At 40.3% G+C, this 23,314-nt stretch carries 22 protein-coding genes and 1 tRNA gene; 22 read left to right on the top strand and 1 reads right to left on the bottom strand.

Features of this window, described 5'->3' with window-relative positions:
* The first annotated feature begins 76 nt into the window (after positions 1-76).
* From HMPREF9624_RS05520 to HMPREF9624_RS05510, 3 genes are all read left to right on the top strand, one after another.
* A complete protein-coding gene (locus tag HMPREF9624_RS05520; RefSeq protein ID WP_009536897.1) occupies positions 77-1,534 on the top strand; it encodes an alanine/glycine:cation symporter family protein in 1,458 nt (485 codons plus the stop codon).
* Positions 1,535-1,676: 142 nt separating this feature from the next.
* Positions 1,677-3,656 (top strand): hypothetical protein, encoded by a 1,980-nt coding sequence (locus tag HMPREF9624_RS05515; RefSeq protein WP_009536896.1) that lies wholly within the window; start codon positions 1,677-1,679, stop codon positions 3,654-3,656.
* A gap of 151 nt (positions 3,657-3,807) precedes the next feature.
* Positions 3,808-3,880, top strand: a tRNA-Pro gene (locus HMPREF9624_RS05510).
* 32 nt (positions 3,881-3,912) lie between these two features.
* Here HMPREF9624_RS05510 and HMPREF9624_RS05505 read toward each other — a convergent pair.
* Positions 3,913-4,845, bottom strand: coding sequence for an endo alpha-1,4 polygalactosaminidase (locus HMPREF9624_RS05505; protein WP_009536895.1), 933 nt, complete (start codon positions 4,843-4,845; stop codon positions 3,913-3,915).
* 298 nt (positions 4,846-5,143) lie between these two features.
* On the opposite strand from HMPREF9624_RS05505, the gene HMPREF9624_RS05500 reads away from it, so the two are divergent.
* The 19 genes from HMPREF9624_RS05500 to rsmH all read left to right on the top strand — a co-directional run bounded on the left by HMPREF9624_RS05500 (position 5,144) and on the right by rsmH (position 23,164).
* Positions 5,144-6,481, top strand: coding sequence for a DUF5722 domain-containing protein (locus tag HMPREF9624_RS05500; RefSeq protein ID WP_009536894.1), 1,338 nt, complete (start codon positions 5,144-5,146; stop codon positions 6,479-6,481).
* Positions 6,482-6,807: 326 nt separating this feature from the next.
* Positions 6,808-7,002: a winged helix-turn-helix transcriptional regulator gene (locus HMPREF9624_RS11515; protein ID WP_081465286.1), complete on the top strand. Its 195-nt coding sequence runs from the start codon at positions 6,808-6,810 to the stop codon at positions 7,000-7,002.
* A 54-nt stretch (positions 7,003-7,056) separates the two neighbouring features.
* On the top strand, positions 7,057-8,220 hold the full coding sequence (locus HMPREF9624_RS05495) for an iron-containing alcohol dehydrogenase (RefSeq protein ID WP_009536893.1): 1,164 nt from the start codon (positions 7,057-7,059) through the stop codon (positions 8,218-8,220).
* 315 nt (positions 8,221-8,535) lie between these two features.
* Entirely contained in the window at positions 8,536-10,530 is a 1,995-nt protein-coding gene (locus HMPREF9624_RS05490; RefSeq protein ID WP_009536892.1) for an McrB family protein, read from the top strand.
* Entirely contained in the window at positions 10,511-11,815 is a 1,305-nt protein-coding gene (locus HMPREF9624_RS05485; RefSeq protein WP_009536891.1) for a 5-methylcytosine restriction system specificity protein McrC, read from the top strand. Before HMPREF9624_RS05490 ends, HMPREF9624_RS05485 begins: the two co-directional genes overlap by 20 nt.
* A gap of 72 nt (positions 11,816-11,887) precedes the next feature.
* The gene (gene tnpA, locus HMPREF9624_RS12370) at positions 11,888-12,007 is read left to right on the top strand and encodes an IS66 family insertion sequence element accessory protein TnpA (RefSeq protein ID WP_408637222.1); all 120 of its coding nucleotides are present in this window, start codon (positions 11,888-11,890) and stop codon (positions 12,005-12,007) included.
* A 354-nt stretch (positions 12,008-12,361) separates the two neighbouring features.
* Positions 12,362-12,979: a flavodoxin family protein gene (locus HMPREF9624_RS05480; RefSeq protein WP_009536890.1), complete on the top strand. Its 618-nt coding sequence runs from the start codon at positions 12,362-12,364 to the stop codon at positions 12,977-12,979.
* Between the two features lie 124 nt (positions 12,980-13,103).
* Positions 13,104-13,448 (top strand): DUF2262 domain-containing protein, encoded by a 345-nt coding sequence (locus HMPREF9624_RS11750; RefSeq protein ID WP_009536889.1) that lies wholly within the window; start codon positions 13,104-13,106, stop codon positions 13,446-13,448.
* Between the two features lie 36 nt (positions 13,449-13,484).
* Positions 13,485-14,246 carry a class I SAM-dependent methyltransferase gene (locus tag HMPREF9624_RS05470; protein WP_009536888.1) on the top strand — a complete coding sequence of 254 codons (762 nt, stop codon included), beginning with the start codon at positions 13,485-13,487 and terminating at the stop codon, positions 14,244-14,246.
* A 36-nt stretch (positions 14,247-14,282) separates the two neighbouring features.
* Positions 14,283-15,347, top strand: coding sequence for an ankyrin repeat domain-containing protein (locus tag HMPREF9624_RS05465; protein WP_009536887.1), 1,065 nt, complete (start codon positions 14,283-14,285; stop codon positions 15,345-15,347).
* Positions 15,348-15,366: 19 nt separating this feature from the next.
* A complete protein-coding gene (locus HMPREF9624_RS05460) occupies positions 15,367-16,443 on the top strand; it encodes an ankyrin repeat domain-containing protein (protein WP_009536886.1) in 1,077 nt (358 codons plus the stop codon).
* Between the two features lie 111 nt (positions 16,444-16,554).
* Positions 16,555-16,887: an SMI1/KNR4 family protein gene (locus tag HMPREF9624_RS05455; protein ID WP_009536884.1), complete on the top strand. Its 333-nt coding sequence runs from the start codon at positions 16,555-16,557 to the stop codon at positions 16,885-16,887.
* An 87-nt stretch (positions 16,888-16,974) separates the two neighbouring features.
* Positions 16,975-18,393 carry an ATP-binding protein gene (locus HMPREF9624_RS05450; protein WP_009536883.1) on the top strand — a complete coding sequence of 473 codons (1,419 nt, stop codon included), beginning with the start codon at positions 16,975-16,977 and terminating at the stop codon, positions 18,391-18,393.
* A gap of 73 nt (positions 18,394-18,466) precedes the next feature.
* Positions 18,467-18,652, top strand: a complete 186-nt coding sequence (locus HMPREF9624_RS05445) for a hypothetical protein (protein ID WP_036594858.1) — start codon at positions 18,467-18,469, stop codon at positions 18,650-18,652.
* Between the two features lie 22 nt (positions 18,653-18,674).
* On the top strand, positions 18,675-19,526 hold the full coding sequence (locus HMPREF9624_RS05440) for a DUF2262 domain-containing protein (RefSeq protein WP_009536882.1): 852 nt from the start codon (positions 18,675-18,677) through the stop codon (positions 19,524-19,526).
* Between the two features lie 117 nt (positions 19,527-19,643).
* A complete protein-coding gene (locus tag HMPREF9624_RS05435) occupies positions 19,644-20,180 on the top strand; it encodes a hypothetical protein (protein WP_009536881.1) in 537 nt (178 codons plus the stop codon).
* A gap of 229 nt (positions 20,181-20,409) precedes the next feature.
* On the top strand, positions 20,410-21,504 hold the full coding sequence (ychF, locus tag HMPREF9624_RS05430) for a redox-regulated ATPase YchF (RefSeq protein WP_009536880.1): 1,095 nt from the start codon (positions 20,410-20,412) through the stop codon (positions 21,502-21,504).
* A 296-nt stretch (positions 21,505-21,800) separates the two neighbouring features.
* The gene (mraZ, locus tag HMPREF9624_RS05425; RefSeq protein ID WP_009428787.1) at positions 21,801-22,226 is read left to right on the top strand and encodes a division/cell wall cluster transcriptional repressor MraZ; all 426 of its coding nucleotides are present in this window, start codon (positions 21,801-21,803) and stop codon (positions 22,224-22,226) included.
* A complete protein-coding gene (rsmH, locus tag HMPREF9624_RS05420) occupies positions 22,226-23,164 on the top strand; it encodes a 16S rRNA (cytosine(1402)-N(4))-methyltransferase RsmH (RefSeq protein ID WP_009536879.1) in 939 nt (312 codons plus the stop codon). The genes mraZ and rsmH overlap by 1 nt, the downstream gene beginning before the upstream one ends.
* The last annotated feature ends 150 nt before the right edge of the window (positions 23,165-23,314 follow it).

Here is a 23,314-nt window from a genome sequence, read left to right as displayed (position 1 = left end):
ACGCATAAAAGCGTCAAAGTGAAAAAGCGAAAGGCAGAGTTAAGCTATTCGAAATCCAAGGAAATGGGAGGGTGAAATGCACAGCATATTAAATGGAATCATTTTTGTAATCGAATTTATGGCGGGATTTCTCTGGGGGGATTTGCTCAAGATTCCGCTTCCGGGCGGAAGTACCCTGGGGCTTTCTCCCATGGTGCTCTTACTCATTCCTGCCGGGATTTATTATACCCTTCGTACGAAGTTTCTGCCGATTCGCATGTTTCGGGAAATGATATCCGTGCTCATCGAAAAGCCGGATGCAAAGATGCAGGGCGATCTTTCCAAGGGAAAGTTGTCCGGCATTCAGACGCTGATTGTTTCTACGGCAACGAGAGTCGGGATGGGAAATCTTGTGGGCGTTGTTGCGGCAATTTCCGGAGGCGGTGCCGGTGCAGTATTTTGGATGTGGATTACCGCGCTGATCGGTTCCTCCACTGCCTTTGTTGAGGCGACGCTTGCACAGCTCCATAAGAGAAAGGATTCGCTTTACGGCGGGTTCCGCGGCGGCCCTGCCTACTACATTCATGATTTTTTCTTTCATAATAAGCCGGGGGAGAAGCTGGAAGAGGGGGTTCCGAAGAAGAAAAGCATTGTCGCCGCTCTTTTTGCGCTTTCCGGTCTGATTTGCTGGGCGGGAATCAGCCAGGTTATCGGGAATTCCGTGTCTTCCTCCTTTGAAAATGCCTTTTCCGTGAAGCCCCTTATTTCCAGTATTCTTCTGGTACTTATTGCGGCGGTGATTGTCCTTCGGAAAAATGCAACAGCACGTGTCCTGGATGTGATTGTTCCCGTTATGGCAGGCTTATATTTTGCCATGACCGTTTTTGTGATTCTTACGCATTTACCGGCACTTCCGCATGTTTTTGAGCGGATTTTTTCGGAGGCGTTCGGACTCAGACAAATCGTTTCCGGAGGCTTTGCGGCAGTGCTTATGAATGGTGTGAAAAGAGGGCTCTTCTCTAATGAGGCGGGTTCGGGTTCCGCACCTTGCGCGGCAGCGGCAGCCGATACGGATCATCCTGTGAAAATGGGACTTTTTCAGGCAATCGGTGTGTTCATCGATACCATTATCCTCTGCTCCTGTACCGCCTTTATCATGCTGCTTACCCCGGAAGGAATGATTAAGGATCTGCAGGGGATGGATATTTTACAGATGGCAATGAACTACCACTTTGGCGCTTTCGGGAAAATCTTTATTGCCGTAATTTTATGGCTATTCAGTTTTTCGACCTTCCTCGGCATTCTGTTCTATGCGCGTTCCAATGTTTCCTATCTTTTTGGGGACAATTGGGCTTCCCAGACAGCCTACAAGATTTTTGCGCTGCTTATGCTCTTTGTCGGCGGTCTTGCACAGTATACCGTAGTTTGGGATTTAGGAGATGTCGGAATAGGCCTCATGACTATTTTTAATCTTCTTGTGATGTATCCCTTGAGTAAAGAAGCGTTATCGTCTTTGAAGGAGTTTGAAGAGAAAAGAAAAAAGCTTAACGGCTGATTTGATGAAACAAGAAGAAATTTCGTCATTCTTTCCTTGAAACGATTCCTTGGAGTGATGAAAACTTAATCCATTGTAAAAATGACATTAAAATGATATGATTTTTGTGTTAGTTTCATCATTTGAATAGGAGGAAGCTTGAATGGGTGCAGAGGAAAAGAATGAGAATGAAGTTGTGAATACGACTCCGAACGAGGTTGGAGGAGCGGATTCGACAGCTTCCGTGCAGGAAGATACACAAGTAGGGCAGGAAACATCCGCACAGGAAGGCGTACAAGCAGAGCCTGCGACATCTGTGCAGGAGGAAACACAGCCTGAGCCTGTGTTCAGAGTTGAACCGCCGCTTCGGAATACAGAAGAGAAGGCTTCAGAGAGCGCTCAAGAGCAAAGTGCCGCGGAAGCGGTGCAAGCTGTTGCCGGTGAGCTTGAACATACGACGGAGCAGGTAGTGCCTGTTGTGAAAGAGACAGCCGAGAAAGTGGAAGAAGCTGTAACACAAAAGGTAGAGCAGGCAGTGCCTGTTGTGAAAGAGACAGCCGAGAAAGTGGAAGAAGCTGTAACACAAAAGGTAGAGCAGGCAGTGCCTGTTGTGAAAGAGACAGCCGAGAAAGTGGAAGAAGCTGTAACACAAAAGGTAGAGCAGGCGGCACCGGTAGTGCAACAGACTGCGACTGAAGTAAAACAGGCGGTACAACAGGCTGCTGTACAGGCTGAGCAGAAAGTTGAAACAGTTGTGGAGAAGGCGGAAGAGAAAATTTCCGCAGCGGATCGAATCAAAGAAAATGTCAATAAGTATAAGCCGGCAAAGAAGCAAAAGACTGCGATAGAAAATGGCGGAGACGGCAAAAAGAGCCATTCCGCAGTGATTATCGTGATTGTCATTCTGTTCATGCTTTTAGTACTTGGCCTTGGCTATGCCTTTTTCCAAAGACGTGTAAAGGTTGATTTGGATAAGTATATATCTGTCAATTTTTCCGGATATGAGGGATATGGGGAAGCGGAAGTTAAGTTTGATGAAGAAGCCTTCTTGAAGGACTATAAAAAGAAAATCAAAGTCAAGAAAAAGAAGAGTGGTCTGACCGATGAGATTTTGGATGATTACACTGCCGAAGAATTTTTATACGACTATTATATTTCCGGCGCTTGGGAACTGGACGGAGAAAACGGCAAGTATAAAAATGATGACAAGGTTCATTTAACGTGGAATCTGGATAAAGACAATATTGAAGAATTGTTCAAAGTGAAAATTCAGGATTCCGCAAAGGAATTTACGGTAAAAGACCTGGAAAAGGTAGAGAGCTTTGATGCTTTCGAAAACCTCAAAATGGAATTTACGGGAACTGCACCGGACGGTTTTGCGCAATGGGAAGCAAGCGGGATCATGGACGGTTCTAAGGGATTCTATTTTTCTGTGAGTCCGCAGGAAGGCCTTTCCAATGGGGACAAGGTGATAGTCAAGGTGGAGCCTGAGGAATATCTGGATAAGATCATTCAGAAAACCGGTAAAGCACCTAAGGAAACCGAGAAGGTATATACCGTAGAAGGTCTTCTTTCCTATATTCAGTCCGGAGCGCAGGTAGATGATACTCTTCTGAACAGTATGAAGAAGGAAGTGGAAGACCTGATTACGAGTGATATTGCAAGAGAAGGTGAGACGGTAGAGCTTGTCAGTGCGGAATATCAGGGATACTATTTCTTAACGGCAAAGGACTCATTCACGTATAAGCATAATGTTTTCTACCCTGTATATAAAGTGAACATTCGTATCAACCTTCCGGAAAACAATTTCGTACAGGATTACAGCTATTATGTAACAGGCGGATTTGAAAATATTATGGATGAGGGAAACGGTAAGGTAAGTGTGGATGTAAACGATATGAATACCATTTACAACAGCTTTGTGATTGATACCGGTGTAGGTACATGGTTTACCACAAAGTATTACTTGGACGGTTTCGAGACATTGGACAGCTTGAGAACGACGGTAGTTAGCAAGAATCTTTCCAACTACAAGGCGGAAGAGAAGATTTTAAGCAATGAATCCACTACGGAGACAGAGGCCTCCACGGAAACGAGTACCGCGGAAGAAAGTACGGAAGCGGAAACTACGACGAATTCATAAGAATCATTAAAAAGAGTCTGTCGATGCTTTAAAGGACTTGTCGCCGGTTTTACAAACGGCAATCGGCATGAAAGTAAAAGGGGCCTTAAGGGGCCCCTTTTTAAAAAGAACTTGAAAATCTGATTCGAATAAGGTATATTGGAGAATGTTGCGGGATGTAGCGCAGGTGGTAGCGCGCTTGACTGGGGGTCAAGAGGCCGCAGGTTCAAGTCCTGTCATTCCGAGAAAAACTCTTCCTTTATAGGGAGTAGTTTTTTTATGCTTTTCCTTCGGTTAAAAAAATATCCGGTGCATTGTACCATTGAAAATGCTTTTCCTTGCAATAGGATGAGACTTCTTTGCTAAGCTCCTTATCCGCCTTATATTCCAAGATAAAGACGGATAGTCCGGCATTTTTTGCCTTTTCAAGATAGTCCTGATAATAGCGCCGCGTGTCGCTGTCTTGTAAGGAGGAAGAATTCGTATCAAAGTGATAGGCGGTAAAAACATCTTCCTGATTCACGCCCTGAAAGAGGAGATCGGTAGCATTCTCTTCTATGGCTCGACTGACATAAGAATCTCCTCCATTCAAAATAATCGGCATATTGTATTTTTGCAAACCGCTTAAAACAGCATCTAAACCCCGATAAATTTTTTCTTCGGGGAAAAGGTAGTAGACATCGAAATTGTCTAAGAAGAAGCCGTCAAAGCCAAGTTCAGCAATCTCTTTCGCAATCTTTTCCGTAATATAATTTTGCCATTCCTTATCAGAAACATCGACCCAGGACTCATCCTCCCAATTTTCGTATGGGGCAAGGGTGAGTTTTTTGAAACGTAAGTACTCCGGATCATATTCTTCCAGGGCTCCGACATTGATGTAGGCATAGGCCTTGGTACCTGCCCGATGCAGGTACTGCAGGTCTTTTTTAGTGAAACTTCCCGGAGAGAGGATAACAGTCTTATATTTGGCAAGAAATAATAGTTGGTCGGTTTCCTTATCGTCGGAAGTTAACCCCTCCCCTCCGGTATCGGAACTCATGGATATTCCCAGGAAAACACCATAATCTTCCCTCTTTCGGGGGAAAGCATGGAAAAAGAGGAAAAGCAGGAGAACGAGCAGAAAAGGAGCAAAGAAATTGAAGGAAAAGTGCAGGCTCTTAGAAGAGAGAGTATCCTTTTCTTTCCTTTTGTTTATGGAGTATATGTCCATGGAATAGCCTCCTTCCTGTGAACGTACAATGGCTGGTTAAGCTGTAACAGACCATTGTAAAGCTTAAATTTCTCTTAGCATAATATAATCCTTTCTCGAAATAAAGTATTCTTCAAGGCAAATATTTTCAGGACATTTTTTCATGACATCGAATAAAAATATGGGAAAATTAAAAAATAAGTTTCTTTTTTACGGATTATCTGCGATAATAAGCGGGATTGACAAAAGGGACTAGTGGAATTCCCGAAACTTGTCGATAGTATAGGGAACAAAAAAACGAATTCATAAGGAGTGGAGTATGAAGAAAAAATGGTTAACTGCTGTCGTAGTTGCCGGAATGGCTTTGACAATGAGCTTAACAGCCTTTGCAGGATCATGGAAGAAGGATGCAATCGGCTGGTGGTACGACAACGAAAATGGAACTTACCTTCAGAATGGATGGAGCTGGGTAGACGGCAACCGTGACGGTGTTGCTGAGTGCTATTATTTTGAAAATAGCGGCTATATCCTGACCGGCACCACTACACCGGATGGATATCAGGTAAACGGAGATGGCGCATGGACGGAAAATGGAGTTGTGCAGACCAAGCAGGTGGCTGCTGCAGTGAATGAGTCCGTATTTTCCAAATCCGGTTCCAAGAAAGGATTGGCTACCAGAGACACCCTTTTCAATAACACCTCTGTAAGTGATCTTGGTGTAAAACACATCATTTATAACTTTACCAATTTTGAGCAGAACTTCATGGATAACTTCCGTAACACGAAGGCGCACGGTGTTAGCGTAACGGCAATCATGTTGAATACGCCGAGAAACAATCCGGAACCCCAGTCTCTTCCGGCAGGCATTACCGGACAGGAAGCAAACTACTATGGATTTAACGTGACAAGCCAGGCAGGTATCGATGCAACCACCCGTCTTGCAAACCGTTTTGCTTCTTTATACAGGGATTCTGTTGATAACTGGATCATCGGAAACGAAATCAACTACCCGAATGCATGGAATTATACACCGCACAGTAGCATCGAGAATTATGCTGACCAGTATGCTCATGCTTTCCGTATCTGGTACACCGCTATCAAGCAGAACAATCCTTCTGCAAATGTGTACATTCCGTTTGACTACGTGTGGACAGAGCAATCTCCGTCGGGCGGATATTATAAGGCAAAGGACCTTCTTCGCCTCTTAAATGACAGACTTCGTGACCTTGATTACGGTATCGCTTGGCACCCCTATCCACAGGGACTGGCTGATCCGAACTTCGAGGATGATTCGAAGGCAACGAACAGCGAGAATTCTCTGATTATCAACATGAAGAATATCAATGTTTTAACAGACTATTTGCAGAAGCCGGAGTATTTGGCACCAAATGGCAAGGTAAGACACTTGATTCTTTCCGAGCAGGGCTTCAATGCCACGAACGAAGATGTGCAGGCTGACCAGATTGCCAAGGCATACAACATCGCGAAGAACAACCCCTATATCGAAGCTTTCTTCCTGGCAAGAGAGTATGACCAGCCGGGCGAGATGCACAATGTAGGCGGCGCACTGCAGGAAATGCATTTTGGAATCAGAGAAGCTTACGAGAGAGGCGGAAGACCGAGAAAGGCTTACTCCGTATATAAGAGTTTGCAGTAAAAAGAATTTTCAATAAGAAGAGCTTTTCAATAAGAGGAGCTTGCAATAAAAAAAATGCAATAAAAAAGAGCTAGCCGCAAAGAAGGCTAAGGCTTAATAGGGATTTGTAAAATAGTTCGCTGTCCGCAGAGGATGGCGGGCTATTTTTGTATAGCCACTGATGCCGCAATTGGATTTGCAATTAGCTGGGTGCTCAAATATAATTTAAAAGCATATGGTGCTCAAGAAGAACAAAGGAAATCGGAAGATGATATGGAAAGTTTTTATCGGTTCAAGCTGACTCGATAAATGACCCGATAAATGACCCAATAAATGACCCAATAAAATTGGAAGGAAGAGAAAAACAGATTCTTGACATAGTATATGAAAATCCATCAATAACCAGAGTCGAAATGGCTAAGAGGATGGGATGTTCGGATTCAACAGTAAAGAGAACACTTCAAAAATTAATGGACAAAGGAGTAATTAAAAGAATCGGATCTAATAAAAAGGGAGAGTGGATTATGATATATAAAAAATAGTAAATAGAGAGTCTATTCTCTTTATCAGCATGAAAGAAAACAGGAGGTTCAAAAATGCAAAACTTTAATTATTGTACACCGACAAGACTCATTTTCGGAAAAGGCGTGGTTGAAAAACTTCCCGGAGTGATGGAGCAGTTCGGAAAAAGAATTCTGCTTAGCTACGGAAGCGGAAGCATCAAAAAGATTGGCCTTTATGACAAGGTAAAGGAGCTTTTGAAGGACTATGAGATTTATGAGCTTCCCGATATTCAGCCGAATCCGAAGTATGACCCGAGCGTATTGGACGGCGTGAGAATCTGTAAAGAGAAGGACATCGATGTCATCCTTGCTGTCGGAGGCGGAAGTGTCTTGGATTGCACGAAGGCCATTGCCGCAGGGGCGAAATATGAGGGGGATCCCTGGGATTTGATTACCTATAAGGTGAAAGCGAAGGCGGCACTCCCGATTGTGGATATTATTACACTTTCCGCAACAGGAAGTGAATTTGATGCGGGCGGAGTGATTTCGAGAACGGAGACCAATGATAAGACGGCCTATAGTGATCCTCTTCTCTATCCTGCGGTTTCTTTCCTGGATCCGACTTATACCTTCTCAGTATCTAAGAAACAGACTGCAGCAGGCTGTGCGGATGCCATGAATCATATTATGGAGCAGTATTTCTGTGAGGATTCCACCCTCTTAAACGACGGTTTTATGGAGGCTGCCTTAAAGAGCCTGATGATTAACACAAGGAAATGTTTGGAAAATCCGGAAGACTATACGGCAAGGGCAGAAATGATGCTTTGCTGTACCTATGGCTGTAATCGGATTTATTCCCTTGGAAACAGTCAGTCCGGCTGGCCTTGCCACGGCATGGAACATGCACTTTCCGCCTACTATGACATTACCCATGGAGAGGGACTGGCCATTATCACCCCGAGATGGATGAAGCATATCTTAAATGAAAAGACGGTGAAGCGTTTTGTGAAATATGGCGTAAATGTATTCGGAATCGATGAGAAGCAGGATAAGTTTGCGATTGCAGAGCAGGCGATTGATGCAACCTATCGCTTTTTCGAATCCATTAACATTCCTATGCATCTTAAAGATGTGGGAATCGATGAGAAGAGAATCGATGAAATGGCAAAGCATGTTGCTGAAAATGAAGGCCTGGAAGAGGCCTGGGCTCCTCTTTTAGAGAAGGATATTGCAGAGATTTTCAGGGCTTCTCTGTAAAGGTGCGATAGAAATATATAATAGGAGAAACACGAAAAGAAATACACAACAGGAGATATATAACAGGAAATATACAATAGGAGATACACAACAGGAGATACAAAAAAGTATATTGATGGCATATCGATAATATCCTGTTTTCTTGAAAACGCAGGTTGATATGACGATATACATATTTTAAAGAATAAGTTGGGAAAAGCAATTTACGACAGTTTAGCAGAACATTTTATAATTGTTAAAGCCTAGAGAATTCTAGGAAATGGATTTTAACACGTTCTTAGCGAGTGATTAGTTAATGGGAGCACTCTATATGTTTTGGTTGCGGAGGGCAAAAAGTATCCTCCAAAGTATGTAATTGATGTTGCTAATCACATAGCAAATGGTAAAGAAATATCAACTCAAGAATATAATGCGGTAGAAGCAAAATCTTATCTTGAGAGTCGGGGGTGTACGATTAAGATGAAGCAGGAGAAATACGAGATTACGATAACGGCTGATTCGGTGGTATCTACAGATGATAGATTTACCATGGATCATCTTGAGGCAGGAGATAATTATAAGCCGATTGATGCCTATTTCATGAAGAGTGGGGAAGAAATCATTCGCAGAAATAGGATTAAGGGCGAACTAAAAATATCAAATCAAACATTACCAAGGATTGCATGCCAGATTTTTGAAAAGCAATTAGTATCATTATCTGATGAAGACAAAAAGAGTTTTCCTATTTGCCGATATGGCTCGGGTCGAGATGTAATCCGAGGCATTTTTGCTACTGAAGCAGAATTTAAGAAATACAAAAATACCATGGAGTTTTCTGTTTATAAGCGTGAAAATGGACCTCAATTTGTAATCTATTCTTGGAATGTTTTTTCTACTCTTGTGTTTGTAAGAGAATGTTTGAAGCGTTTTGGCGAGCCTGGAGATAAATTTATTTTGATATATAGGGATAAAACGAATCAGGAGCTTAACCAGAATAAAACGGAAAAAGTTGTTGGTGAGGATATTACAAAGACTACAAAAGAGAGCAATAATCCATATTCCAAGCTACTTTTAGAATCAAAGAATATCATCTTTAGAGGTGCGCCGGGAACTGGAAAATCATATTTATCTAAGTCTATTGCTGCTGATATTATTAGTAATGGCTACACTGATAGATATTCGGATCTTACGGATGAGCAGAGACAACAGGTGGAGTTTGTGCAATTTCATCCAAACTACGATTACTCTGATTTTGTTGAAGGATTACGTCCTAAGATGAATGATGATGGAAGCATGGGCTTTGAGCTCCAAGATGGTATTTTTAAGAAATTTGTCGATAGAGCAAGAAAGAACTTTGAAGATTCCCAGAAATCAATGGAATTAAGAGAGCAAGAAGTTTCTGCTAAAGCTGTTATGGAAAATTTCTTTGCGAATATTGCATTTGGAGAAGATAAGTTTAAAACTATCAAGGGCAGTGAATTTACTATTACTAATGTTAATGAGAAATATATTTATATTTCTATTCCGGGTAATGATTCTGTAAACAAGCTGAGTCTTAATATTGATGAGGTTCAGAAGATGCTTGAATCAGGGACTTCATTTCAGAAGGTAAGTGATGTTACAAATTTCTTTGGTAAGCAGTTTGCAACACAGGGCTATTCCTACGATTTTGCTCTTTATAAGGCTATTAAGGAAACAGACAATAGCTTTACCAAAGCATCAATAGAACCGGAAGAATTAAAGAAGTACATCTTTATCATTGATGAAATCAACCGTGGCGAAATATCAAAGATATTAGGCGAACTGTTCTTCTCGATTGATCCAAGTTATAGAGGTAAAGAGGGGATGGTTGCGACGCAGTATTCTAGCATGCACACAAATCCGGATGAGAAGTTTTATATTCCTGAGAACGTTTATATTATTGGAACCATGAATGATATTGATAGATCTGTTGATACATTTGATTTTGCTATGCGAAGAAGATTCCGCTTTATTGAGGTTAAAGCAGAAGATACACAAGAAATGTTGGAGTCTTTGGAAAATGAAGAGCTCAAGAACGAAGCTGTTAAGCGTATGGATGATTTGAATGCAGCAATTCTTAAGGTTGAAGACTTGAATGAGAACTATCAGATAGGTGCATCTTACTTCCTTAAACTTAAGCATCTTGGTAATGAACCATTTGATGTGCTTTGGACAGATTACCTCAAGCCGCTTTTACAGGACTATGTTAGAGGCTTGTATGATGAGTCTGCTATTATGAAGAAGTTTGCAAAAGCATATGGCTATGAAGAGCCGGATAAGGGTAAGGTAGATGAATCTGTTCAAAATTAAGGATAATCAGCTAAAACTTAAAACTGATTTTGCAGATGTTAAAGCGATTACTGATATTATTGCTGACAAAACCTTTGAACAATTGGAGAAGGATGGTATTTTTGTCTTTCCAGAAGTTATAAAGGATGCTGATGACATTTCTAGAAATCAGATGGTATTGCAGAGCTATAACGACAAGTATGTCTCTGGCAATATAATGGGATTTTTGGGTGCTGGCGACCAAAGGCTTGTAATAGAATCACGATTCAGTACGGGCGAGGATTACCTTTTTCAGTACTTATTGAACAAAGTGATGGACTTTCCTAATATAGTGGATCTTGAAGCGGATGCTAACCAGGATAATGCACTTTTTAACTTATTGGTGTTTTTGTTTCCTCATTATCTTCGTAAGGCGGCACGTAAAGGTGCTTTTAAGACTTACATTAGAAGATGGTGCAACGATGGTAATGTTAGAGGAACAATTGATGTAGCACGTCATATACGCATGAATACACCATTTGTAGGGAATATAGCGTATAGTCAGCGTGAATATTCATATGATAACTACCTTATGGAGTTGGTGCGTCATACGATTGAGTATATTAAAACCAAGCCATACGGTCGTAGGCTGTTAAATAGCGCTAAGGATGAAGTAAAACTTGTCATAGACTCAACTACGGATTACACACCGGGTGAAAGAAAAAAGAATATAGAGTACAACAAGAATACGATTCGTCATGCATATTATCATGAGTATCGTGATTTGCAGCGTTTATGTATTTTGATACTGCAAAATAAGAAACAACAGATGGGATATGGTAAACGCAAGGTTTATGGAATCCTGTTTGATGGTGCTTGGTTGTGGGAAGAATATGTTAATTCTTTGGTGGAGGATTATTTCTATCATCCTATGAATAAAGCAGGGAAAGATAAGCAGTGGCTCTTTGCTGGCAATAACGGTCTTATTTATCCGGACTTCATTGGGAAGGACGATAAAAATCGAGTTATTGCAGATGCAAAGTATAAGCCAATGGGAAATATTGGTAATCAGGATTATTTGCAGGTGTTAGCGTATATGTTCAGATTTGATGCAAAGAGGGCTTTCTATTTTTACCCAGAGGCATCAGGCCAGAATGATAAAGAATTATGGCTTAATAAGGGGTCATCTTTTGAGGGTAATGTTTCAGCCAGGGATGATGTATGCCTCATTAAACATGGACTTAGAATACCTCGTGATGCGAGAGATTATCAGGATTTTGAGCAACAAATAGGCATGAGTGAAATATCTTTCTTAAAAATATTATAGGAAACTATTTGCATAGAATCTGGAATCTGGGCAGCCGTTGTTGTACGTGAAAATAAGGAAAGAAGCTAAGGCATTATTAAAGATTGCAAGGAGAGCGGTCTAAAAGTAGATGACTATTGTACACAGCGTGGCCTCTCCAGAAATGCCTACTTATACTGGCTTTTCAAGGTAAAGGAAGCCGTTCTTGCGTAGAGTAGATTTGTGGAAATGCGGCAACAAGTGGAGGTTTCCTCCTACCATTCATCTCCAAAGTTAACAGCGTCTGTAAACGAAATAGTCTCTTAGGGATTGACGAAAACACATTAGATTTACTAGCAAATATTATAAAGTTCTTGAAAAATGCTTAACGATGCTTCCGGATTCAAACACATTTTGTATAGTCTTTTCATTATCAGGAAAATCTGAATAATAGGTGGCTGTATAGTCTCTGATAGTACAATTAGATTTTTAGAGCTTTCTTGTAAAGAGGGTTATAGAAATATATAATAGCTAAAACACGAAAGGAAATTGACAACAGGAGATACAAAAAAGTCAGGAGAACAATTTATGAAGACATTGATTATTAATGGAAGTCCTCGCATCGGGGGCAATACAAGCATTGCCCTGGAGGAGATGGTAAAGGTCTTTGAGCAGGAAAATATAGAAGTAGAAGTGGTACAGATTGGCAACAAAGATATACGAGGCTGTATTTCCTGTGGATATTGTTATAAAAATGGAAAATGTGTCTTCAATGACTCTGTAAATGAGCTGGCAGAGAAGTTTGAAGCCGCAGATGCTTTAGTAGTGGCATCCCCGGTTTATTATGCTTCCGCCAATGCTACTCTGATTGCCTGCTTGGACAGACTATTTTACAGCACGCATTTTGATAAGACCATGAAGGTGGGTGCCAGTGTGGTTGTGGCAAGACGAGGCGGTTTATCCGCAACCTTTGATGAATTAAATAAGTATTTCACAATCGCGGGAATGCCAGTAGCCTCCAGTCAATACTGGAACAGCGTGCACGGATGCGAAAAAGGAGAGGCGAAGGAAGATTTGGAAGGCCTGCAAACCATGAGAACCCTGGCAAGAAATATGGCTTTTTTAATGAAGAGCATTGCCCTTGGAAAAGAAAAATACGGTTTACCGGAGCAAGAAGAGGGGATAGCTACAAATTTTGTCCGATAAGAGGAAGGGAAGATACAGAGGGGTGACGAGTAACTTTGGAGTCAAGCCTTCTGTATCTTCTTTTTAAAAAGTAAGCTTTCCTTTTTTCTCCCAAAATGCCTTAAAGTAATTCATGGAGAAAGCTATGCTATTTCAAATCATCAGAACCGATATTACAAAAATGCAGCTGGATGCCATAGTGAATCCGGCTAATCCTATGCCGGGATATGCTGCGGGAATAGACAGTGCTGTCTATAAAGCTGCCAAAAAGCTTACTAAACTTGCCTGTGAATGGGCAGAATCAGATGAAGAAGCTGCTGAAATTACAGAAGAAAGTTTTGCAAAAAGAATTAGCTTAAGTTTGATTTGGATGACATCGGGAGGTTCATTTTCTGCTTATTTTGATGATGATGACCTTTTCTTCGGACATAGCATAACGGTTTGCGGCAGCCCTAAGAAGGGACTCTTGTCGGCTGATATTGAGGGATGAAATAAATACTGATATTTGTGGTAATGAAAGGAAAAAATGGAAAAACAAGCTCTTATAAATCAATGGTTGCATGAGCAGGAAATAGCTCATATTAAAGGTTGGGATTTCTCACATATTAGAGGAAGATATAAAGAAGAGGATGATCTTTCATGGAATTTTGAAAACATTATAAAATCATATTTGAATGATACCGATTATTTATTGGACATGGAAACAGGAGGCGGCGAATTTCTTTTGTCTTTTATGGCAAACGCTAAACATACTGCTGCGATTGAAGGGTATGAACCAAACATCAAAATATGCGAGGACAGACTTCTTCCGTTAGGAATAGATTTTAAAGCATGTGACGGAGGAGATATTCTTCCTTTTGAAGATAACTACTTTGACATTATTACTAACAGGCATGGTCAATATAACATAAACGAAATTAAAAGAACTCTTAAAATCGGAGGAGTATTTCTTACGCAACAAGTCGGTGCAGAAAATGACAGAGAACTTGTAGAACTTTTGATAGGTGATGTTGAAATTCCTTTTCCGGAAGCATATTTAAGTATTGCAAGACAGAAATTTACTGATAACGGATTTGACATTGTGGAAGCAGATGAAGTCTACAGACCGATAGAGTTTTATGATGTAGGTGCACTGGTTTGGTTTGCCAGAATTATTGATTGGGAATTTCCGGGTTTTGAAGTGGAGAAATATCAGGATAACCTTTTTAAAGCACAGGAAATTCTTGATAAAGAAGGTGTAATTAAGGGGAAAATTCATAGGTATTATTTTGTGGCTAAAAAGAAATAATAAACCCTAATTCAAATAAAACTCAGGAGAAGAGTAATGGCAAAGAAAAGAATTACCCTGCCAAAAGACTTTGATGAATTGCTTAAAGCGGGAGATATTGAAGTACTTAAAGCTGTCTATGATAAATGTGAGCTTACTGCCTATGATGGAAAATTCGGTTTGCACACTGCACTTCATTACAAGGGTGTACCTGACGAGCTTGTTATCTGGCTCGTTAAGCAGGGACTTGATGTAAATATACCTGACTATTATGGCTGCACACCTTTGTATAATCAGGCAACCTTTGGCATGGATACAGTAAAACTGCTTTATGAGCTGGGAGGAGATATACAAAAGTCAAATAGATATGGGGATACGCCGCTTCATATGGCAGCAGAGTATTTCCGCCCTAATACAGTACGCTTTTTGATTGAAAATGGTGCAGATGTCAATGCTAAAAATGAAAGAGGCGAAACTCCGCTATCAGCGGCTCTTACAGCGTGCGGAGGAATAAGGGTAGTGCCTATGGCCCAAATAGCAGAAATGTTAATAAAGGCAGGTGTAGAAATTACGCCTGAGATGGCAGAAAAAGTAGAAATAATCGGTAAGGATTTTGAATTCCATAGGGATAACTTTAGTGAAGCTTCCTGTGAAGAGGTAGATACAGCCCTGTCAAAGCTCTACAATATCTTTGGTGCAAAGCCTGTGGCAAAAAGAATAATACATGACGGCGTTTCTCCTATTCTTGTAAAGGGGAGCACTTGGAAAGAGCAGTATAATGAGCTTTGGGATTTACTAATTCCATCTACAGGAGCCGCAAAAACGGTGCAGGGTGAGGTTATCCGCATAACAGGCAGGGTGGACGATGAAATTAATAGAAATGGTGGAATGAATTGGGATAGACATTATAGAAATATGTTAAACTCACTTCCAAATCATTTTGCAGAAGGAAATGCACTTTCAGATAAAGAGATTGAAGAAACAAAGGAGCTGATTGCAGAAATAAATGGGAAAAGTGTGGTTGAAGGAGCTTTTCTTGAAAGACTAAGCGAGCTTGCAGTTGGCTGGGTAGTCTTAAATCCTAATCCGATTCCGCTAGGGGAAGTAAATTATAACAGATAATAATAACAGGAAATTGTAGATGATTAAAATAAAAGACATTGGAGATTTTGAGTCTGTTCCCGCCATTGTAAATGACATTTTGCAGGGAAATACCGAGGCTTTAGATGAGCATTTGTCAAAGGGTTTTGATATAGAAGAGGATATAAAACTCGGAAAATACACAAGTCTTTCGCCCTTAGACCTTGCCCTGATTATGGAAAGTTTTAACTCTGTAAAATGGCTGGTGGAAAAGGGAGTTAATCTAAATGTTAAGAATAACCCTTCATTTTTGCTTGCGGTCAGGTACTGCGATGAAACTATCATCAGATATCTAGTAGATTCTGGAGCAAAGGTAGACGGTGTCAATAATGTAAAGTCAGAGGCCTTTAGTCAGGCATTAGATGGTGGAAAATACGATAATCTTGCTCTAATCCACGAGTTAGGACATAGTGTTGAAAAATATGGTGGGCAGGCATTTCGTAGTGCAGTTTCAGACAGCAATTATAAGGTGCTTGATTTCTTTATAAAGAATGGAGTTGATATTAACTACAATGCGGCAGATTCAGTATATCCATTTAAGCCTACTCCGCTTTGTGTAGCTGCCAGATATGTGGATCTTAAAATGTGTAAATATCTTGTTGAAAACGGAGCAGATGTGACAATAACCGAAAAAGATGGAATGCGTCCTTACAGCATAGCAGTAGAAAATGGCGATGAGGAAATGGCTGAATATTTTAAGGGGTTAGAGCCTGATAGCTATCACAGTCTGCATAATAAGTTAGATGAATTAAAGCCATTTAAGCTACCTAAGGCAGTTATGGATTTTCTTCAAGGTGAAGAACTGCATTTTGAACTTAAAGACTGCGATTTTAAGTGGATTGAGTTTTTCTCTTTGGTTGATACCGTAACTATGAAAAAAGGAAGGCAGAAGTTCCTTCGTCTGTCAAAGGATACAGGAGATTATGACCACATCTACATTGTATGGAATCCTAAAACGAAGAAGGTGGCCTTTTATGACATGGAGCATGAGGAAATGAAGGATATGTGCGGTTTTGAAGAATTTATTAATGATATGCCATCATTTATGCAAAATATAATTGAGGGAGAATATGATTAAATACAATAAGGGGTTAAACCATGAAGATAGATGATAAATTAAAAAAGATAGTGGACTATGTTTGCGAGAATTTTGAGGATTTGGACTTGGAGGATCCTGTAGAAGAGGGATATGTCCTTTAACCTTATGAGCCTGCAGGCGATGGAGAAGTCAAAGGGATATTTTCAAAACAGGAATGCTCTTTTGACTGAATTTCCTGAGTATTTTACAGATGAAGATATTGAAGAAATGAAAGATGAGAGAATAAAGCCTTACCTTTTCAATAAAAAATGGATTCCTTTTGCAGAGTATTGTGACAGCTGCTTTCTGATGCTTGACTTTGATCCTGCTAAGGAGGGAAAAGAAGGACAGATTATCTGCTACATCCACGATCCTGATGAAGTTATATATGCAGCAGAAAGCCTTACTAAGCTGATTGAAGGGATAATGGAGGAAATTGAGTAATAGAGTTGAAGATTAAAATAAAACATGTTATATTTAGTTCAAATTAATTTTAATAAAACTGATTTGAATTAAAACGAGGATACTAATATGTTTATAGGGAGAGAGAAGGAATTATCTTATTTGGATGAATTTTACCGGAAACCGGGAATAGGTCTTACTGTAATATATGGTCGCAGGCGTATAGGTAAATCTACTTTAATCGCAGAGTTTGTAAAAGACAAAAAAGTAATTTTTTATACTGCAACCAAAGTGGGTAAAGAGAGAAATCTGGAGTTATTTTCAAAGCAGGTAGCCAATATTTTTTTTGAAGGTATTGGGGATATCAGCTTTCGAACAAATGAGGCCGTATTTGACTTTATTGCTAAAAATATGGCAGAGGATAAACTATTATTGGTAATAGATGAATTGCCATACTGGGCGGAAAAAGATGAAGCTCTGCTTTCTGTTTTACAGAAGTATATTGATACTATTTGGAAAGGTAAAAATCTGAAAATAATACTCTGTGGTTCAGCATTAAGTTTTATGGAGAATAAAGTTCTTAGTGAAAAAAGCCCGTTATTTGGCAGAAGAGATTCTCAGATTAAGCTGGAAGCTTTTGATTACTTGGACTCAGCTAAATTTGTACCGGAATATTCTTATGAGGATAAGGCAATATGCTATGGAATTACAGGCGGAGTAGCAAAATATTTATCAATGATTGATCCGACAAAAAATATTGATGACAATATAATTAACTTATTCTTTAGAACAAATGGATATATGTATGACGAAGCCAGAAATCTGTTGACACAGGAATTTTCGGACATAACACTTGTTAATAATATAATCGAGCAGATTGCATCAGGAAGCAATACTATTAATGTAATAGCAAATAAAATAGGTGAGAAAGAGCCTACTATTCTTTATTCCATAGAAAAACTAATTACTGTTGGTTTGGTGGAAAAGAAAAAATGTATTACTGAGGAAAAAAATAAGAAAAAAACACAATATGTTTTGAAAGATTATATGTTTAAGTTTTGGTATAAATTTATCCCCAGGGCTGTTAGTGTAATAGAAATGGGGCAGGGAGAATTGTACTATAGCAAAGTGGTAAAATCTCTTATTCATTCTTTTATGGGACAGGTGTTTGAAGATATGTGTAAATACTATACATTGAAACAGGGAATTAAGGGAGATTTTGATTGCTTTATTACCACAGTTGGCAGTTGGTGGGGGACTGAAACCATTTCAAATGATGATGGAGAAAAAGTGGTACAATCGGCTGATATTGATGTAGTTGCATTGTCAGAAATTGAAAAGAAAGCAGTAATAGGAGAGTGTAAATTTAAGAATGAGAAGGTGGATAAAGGAATATATGACACGTTATTACGGAGAGAAAAATTGATATCTTCAAAATATAAAGTAGTAAAATTAATTTTGTTTTCTTTGTCGGGATTTACAGACCGGTTTGACACTTTAAGTGATGATAGGCTCGAGCTAATAACACTGAAGGACATTTACAAGTAGCAAATCGTAGGAGATTTTAAGAACGGTCAAATGTATCAAAAATAAGAGAAAGCTATAAGGCTGAAAACAAGGATTGGGACGAAATACGGGTGGGTATAGCAAAGAAGATGTAAAAAATAATCTTGGTCAAGCTATCATCGACTATAATCAGGGAACAGTGACCTACTGTGACCAGAGTTTTGATGATTGCCATATCTTTGCGTTTGAATTTTCAAATAATACATTTGAGAAGCTGGAACATTTTTCCATTGACGGATAAATAGCTTTATCGGAGGAAAACAATGAACCTACTGGAGTATATGAGGCGTAGAAATAAAATTACGCTTTCAGAATGGGAAGATTCTTTTGAGAAAAAAGAAAAGGAAATCATTGTCCTAAGGCACGAAGGAGGCGGAGGAAGTCTAAGAAATGGGTTTTGGGAATGGGATGAGTATTTCTTAGCTTATGTGGACTGTGAAACAGGAGAGCTGCACAAAGAAGAAGGGCGTATCGAATTTCCGGTTATAGACAAAGAGGAGCCTCCATTTCAGTTTGAAGAGGAAAGCATTTACAAACTAAGGGTGCGTGAAAAGCTGCCGGAGGAAGTTCCTGAGGGAGCTTTGCCTGCAAAGAACTATTTTTTAGTGGTAAAAGTTCTTGAGAAGAATGCAGTTTGTCCGGAGCTTGAAGAAATGCTTATAGAGTATAGAAAACCCGTGGTTTTGCAGGATGATGTGTTGGGTGAGCTAACTTATGATAAGCTGCTTAAAAGCTTTGAAGGAAACATAGCTTGGCTTCGTGGCAAGATTCATATTTCCTTATATGTAGACAAGGATAATAAGAGTGGTATAACAAAGGCGAAAAAGGCTTTGAAAACAATGGTTTTGGAACAGGAAAAATGGGATGCGGACCTGCGTAATTTTGCTGCCAAAGAGCTTACTAAACTTGCCTGTGAATGGGCAGAATCTGAAGAAGAGGCTGCTTTAATTACGGAAGAAAGCTTTGCAAAAAGAATTAGCCTAAGTTTGATATGGGTGACATCGGGAGCTACATTTTCTGCTTATTTTGATGATGATGAGCTTTTCTTCGGACATAGTATCGTAGTTAGCGGCAGTCCTAAGAAAGGGCTATTGTCGGCTGATATTGAAGGATAAGAGAATACAGAAGATAAGAAGAGACATTTACCTTCTCGCTACATAAATATGATATTGTAGCAAAAGAGGAAAATGCTCATTTTCAAAAAGGAAGGGATACGAAAGACAGGGGAAAATATGAAATTAGATTTTTTACAAGAGGAACCAAAACTTGTCTTGACATATCCTCACAAGTCTAACTTTAATAAGATAGGCTGCTTATCCATGGTAGTATTATCTTTTATTGTTATTTGGATACTGAAGTATCTTACGCGTTATCATACAGAATTTTCAGATAAAATGATTATGGCAATTGTGCTGATTGTCGCTCCGCTCCTTGTATGGTTTATAGGATATTATCTCTTCATAAATGGAGTGAAATTAGAAATTTTTAAAAACGAAGTTGTTCAATACTATACTTATGGAAGTAGAGGACAGAGTGTACTACATTTTAAATTTAAAATTGAAGATATAGAACAAATAAAAATGAAGAATCGTCCGTTTCATTGTCTGAAGATGACCATAAAAATTAGGAATCCTATTTTTTGTGGTTTGCATGAGAAGAAACTACATAAGCTGAAGAAGGTCAGTGTCATCCTAGATAGAGAAAAATCGGATTGTTTTATGCAAGAGATAGAACAATTTCACAGAATGAAAATCAATGAGTCGATTTAGCAAGTACAATGATTAGATGAAAATGTTTCAGTTCGTCTAATGGAATATATAGTAGTTTGAGAAACGGTAAATCAATGATCAAGGTTTAGCAGGAGCTTCATTTTATGCTATAAGTAAGAATAGGAAGTCTATTGAGAGAAGCCCCTTGGAATGGTATAATATCACGAATCTATTTTACGAAAATGAAAAGAGATAGTTCCCTATAGAAGGAAGAATAAGGAGTGTAAATATGAAATTAGGAATCGTAGGTTTGCCAAATGTGGGAAAGTCCACCCTCTTTAATGCCATTACCAAGGCCGGTGCGGAGTCGGCAAACTACCCCTTCTGCACCATTGACCCGAATGTGGGCGTGGTGGCGGTTCCGGATGAGCGTCTGCAGCTTCTTTCCGACCTTTATCATTCCGAGAAGATTACCCCGGCGGTAATCGAGTTTGTGGATATTGCGGGACTTGTGAAGGGCGCTTCCAAGGGAGAAGGCCTCGGAAATCAGTTCCTCGGAAATATTCGGGAGACGGATGCCATCGTGCATGTGGTGCGTTGCTTTGATGATGATAATGTCATTCATGTGGACGGCTCCGTAGACCCGATTCGGGATATTGAGACGATAGAGCTGGAGCTCATTTTCTCCGACCTGGAAGTTCTGGACCGGAGGATGGCAAAGACGAAGAAGCTTGCGAACAACGATAAGGATGCGAAGAAAGAATACACGCTTCTGGAAAAGCTTCATACTCATCTGGAAGAGGGGAAGCTCGCAATCAACTTTGAAGCCGAAGAGGAAGATGCCGCATTTTTGGACAGTTTGGGACTGCTTACCCGAAAGCCGGTAATCTATGCCTGCAATGTAGGGGAGGAGAGTCTTGCCGATGACGGCGCATCGAACCCTTATGTGCAGAAGGTAAGAGAATACGCAAAGAAGAATCATTCCGAGAGTTTTGTTATTTCCGCGCAGATTGAGCAGGAGATTTCCGAGCTTTCCGATGAGGAAAAGGGAGAGTATCTGGAGTCTCTTGGGCTTTCCGAGTCGGGTCTGGACAAGATTGTTCGTGCTTCTTATTCTCTCCTTGGTTTAATGTCATACCTTACCGCCGGAGAGAAGGAAACCAGAGCTTGGACCATTAAGAAGGGCACCAAGGCGCCTCAGGCGGCCGGAAAGATCCACACCGACTTCGAAAGAGGCTTTATCAAGGCGGAAGTGGTAAACTACAAAGACCTTCTGGATAACGGTTCTCTTTCCGCCGCAAGAGAAAAAGGACTTGTGCGCATGGAAGGAAAAGAATATGTGATGCAGGACGGCGATGTCGTACTGTTCCGCTTTAATGTTTAAGATGAATCTCTTTTGATAAAATGAAGCTATAAACAAAAGTAAATGGGGAATAAGATCTTCATACGAAAAGTCGAATAAAGGGAATTTAGTCGGTGAAAACGAGTTGTAGAAATACAGCTCGTTTTTTTATGTACCACGTTTTTCTTAAATTGTACTATTTATAGATTTTGCTATAAGAAAAGGCGTGAAAAATAGCCGGTTTTTGAAGGGGAATTCTAGTATATTGTCTTGACTCTTCCCTAAAAATCATGCATTATAATGGAGAAGTGGGAAAAAGTGGGAGAAAGTGGTAAATTATGTTCACGGGAGAGTATCATCACAATTTAGATACCAAGGGCAGGATGATGATTCCTGCTAAGTTCCGTGAGGACGGATATAACGAATTTACGCTTACCCGTTCCCTCGACGGCTGTCTTTCTCTTTACGCCATTCCGGAATGGAAGGAGTTGGAGGAAAAGCTGCAGGCGCTGCCTATGACCAATAAGCAGGCCAGAACTTTAAAACGATTCCTTTTAGGAAGCGCGATTTCTTGTGAGTGCGATAAGCAGGGAAGAATTTTGATACCCCAGACACTTCGGGAAAAGGCTGCTTTAGAAAAGGATGTAGTTTTACTCGGTGTGGGAGACCATGCGGAAATTTGGGCAGAGAGTTTGTGGAGTGAAAACAATGACTTCTCTGATTACGAACAGCTCGCAACAGATATGGAAGGTTTGGGAATCTAATGGAATTTCAGCACAAAAGCATTTTGCTTAACGAATGCATGGAAGGTCTGTCTATCAAGGCGGACGGAATCTATGTGGACGGTACGCTGGGAGGAGGCGGACATTCTTTTCATATTGCACAGAGACTGAGCGACAAAGGACGGTTAATAGGGATAGATCAAGATGAAGATGCAATAGAAGCGGCAACAAAGAGACTGGCACAGTTTAAACAGCGGGTCACAATCGTGCGTGACAACTATGAACATTTTCAAGAGATCCTTTCTACCCTTTCTATACCTGCGGTAGATGGGATTCTTTTAGACTTAGGCGTCTCCAGTTATCAGTTCGATGAGGCGGACAGGGGTTTTTCGTATCGTTTTGATGCTCCGCTTGATATGCGGATGGACAAACGTCAAGACTTTACCGCAAAAGACTTAATAAACAGTTACAGCGAAGCGGAGCTCTATCACATCATTCGGGATTACGGCGAGGATAAATTTGCCAAAAATATTGCAAAGCACATCGTTCTGGAGAGAGCCAAAAAGCCGATAGAAACTACTTTTGAACTTTCGGAAGTGATTAGCCATGCCATTCCCATGAAAATGAGAGTGCAGGGCGGGCATCCGGCAAAGAAGACCTTCCAGGCCATTCGGATTGCCTTAAATCGGGAACTGGAGGTTTTGGAAGAATCGTTAGACGGCATGATCAAAGCGTTGAAGCCCGGGGGAAGGCTGTGCATCATTACCTTCCATTCCCTGGAGGACCGGATCGTAAAGAGGGCATTTCGAACTGCTGAAGATCCCTGTATCTGTCCAAAGGATTTTCCTATATGTATCTGTGGAAGGAAAAGTCTAGGAAAGGTCATCAGCAAAAAAGCAATTCTTCCGAGTGATTTGGAAAGAGAAGAAAACCCGAGATCCAAGAGTGCGAAGCTGCGGATATTTGAAAGAGGAGAATAAAGCAGGCCGGATAAAGAAAACAGGAGAAAGAAAGTCGGATGGGACCCATCCGGAAGAAGTATGAAAAAGCCGGATGAGACTCGTCCGGAGAAGTATGGAAAAGCGAAAGTAATTTTAGAGTATATAAGGGAAAAAGAGTAGGCAAATGTG

The sequence above is a fragment of the Oribacterium asaccharolyticum ACB7 genome (assembly GCF_000238075.1).
GTDB classification, from domain to species: Bacteria; Bacillota; Clostridia; order Lachnospirales; family Lachnospiraceae; genus Oribacterium; species Oribacterium asaccharolyticum.
This window is presented reverse-complemented; position numbering and strand designations above follow the sequence as displayed.

Bases quoted from the DNA above. Each gene is read 5' to 3' on its own strand.
- HMPREF9624_RS05465 (WP_009536887.1), top strand. From the start codon at position 14,283: ATGGCAAAGAAAAGAATTACCCTGCCAAAAGACTTTGATGAATTGCTT.
- mraZ (WP_009428787.1), top strand. From the start codon at position 21,801: ATGTTCACGGGAGAGTATCATCACAATTTAGATACCAAGGGCAGGATG.
- HMPREF9624_RS05520 (WP_009536897.1), top strand. From the start codon at position 77: ATGCACAGCATATTAAATGGAATCATTTTTGTAATCGAATTTATGGCG.
- HMPREF9624_RS11750 (WP_009536889.1), top strand. From the start codon at position 13,104: ATGCTATTTCAAATCATCAGAACCGATATTACAAAAATGCAGCTGGAT.
- rsmH (WP_009536879.1), top strand. From the start codon at position 22,226: ATGGAATTTCAGCACAAAAGCATTTTGCTTAACGAATGCATGGAAGGT.
- ychF (WP_009536880.1), top strand. From the start codon at position 20,410: ATGAAATTAGGAATCGTAGGTTTGCCAAATGTGGGAAAGTCCACCCTC.
- HMPREF9624_RS05515 (WP_009536896.1), top strand. From the start codon at position 1,677: ATGGGTGCAGAGGAAAAGAATGAGAATGAAGTTGTGAATACGACTCCG.
- HMPREF9624_RS05480 (WP_009536890.1), top strand. From the start codon at position 12,362: ATGAAGACATTGATTATTAATGGAAGTCCTCGCATCGGGGGCAATACA.
- HMPREF9624_RS05455 (WP_009536884.1), top strand. From the start codon at position 16,555: ATGTCCTTTAACCTTATGAGCCTGCAGGCGATGGAGAAGTCAAAGGGA.
- HMPREF9624_RS05505 (WP_009536895.1), bottom strand. From the start codon at position 4,845: ATGGACATATACTCCATAAACAAAAGGAAAGAAAAGGATACTCTCTCT.
- HMPREF9624_RS05435 (WP_009536881.1), top strand. From the start codon at position 19,644: ATGAAATTAGATTTTTTACAAGAGGAACCAAAACTTGTCTTGACATAT.
- HMPREF9624_RS05470 (WP_009536888.1), top strand. From the start codon at position 13,485: ATGGAAAAACAAGCTCTTATAAATCAATGGTTGCATGAGCAGGAAATA.
- HMPREF9624_RS05450 (WP_009536883.1), top strand. From the start codon at position 16,975: ATGTTTATAGGGAGAGAGAAGGAATTATCTTATTTGGATGAATTTTAC.
- HMPREF9624_RS05440 (WP_009536882.1), top strand. From the start codon at position 18,675: ATGAACCTACTGGAGTATATGAGGCGTAGAAATAAAATTACGCTTTCA.
- HMPREF9624_RS05495 (WP_009536893.1), top strand. From the start codon at position 7,057: ATGCAAAACTTTAATTATTGTACACCGACAAGACTCATTTTCGGAAAA.
- HMPREF9624_RS05485 (WP_009536891.1), top strand. From the start codon at position 10,511: ATGAATCTGTTCAAAATTAAGGATAATCAGCTAAAACTTAAAACTGAT.
- HMPREF9624_RS05500 (WP_009536894.1), top strand. From the start codon at position 5,144: ATGAAGAAAAAATGGTTAACTGCTGTCGTAGTTGCCGGAATGGCTTTG.
- HMPREF9624_RS05460 (WP_009536886.1), top strand. From the start codon at position 15,367: ATGATTAAAATAAAAGACATTGGAGATTTTGAGTCTGTTCCCGCCATT.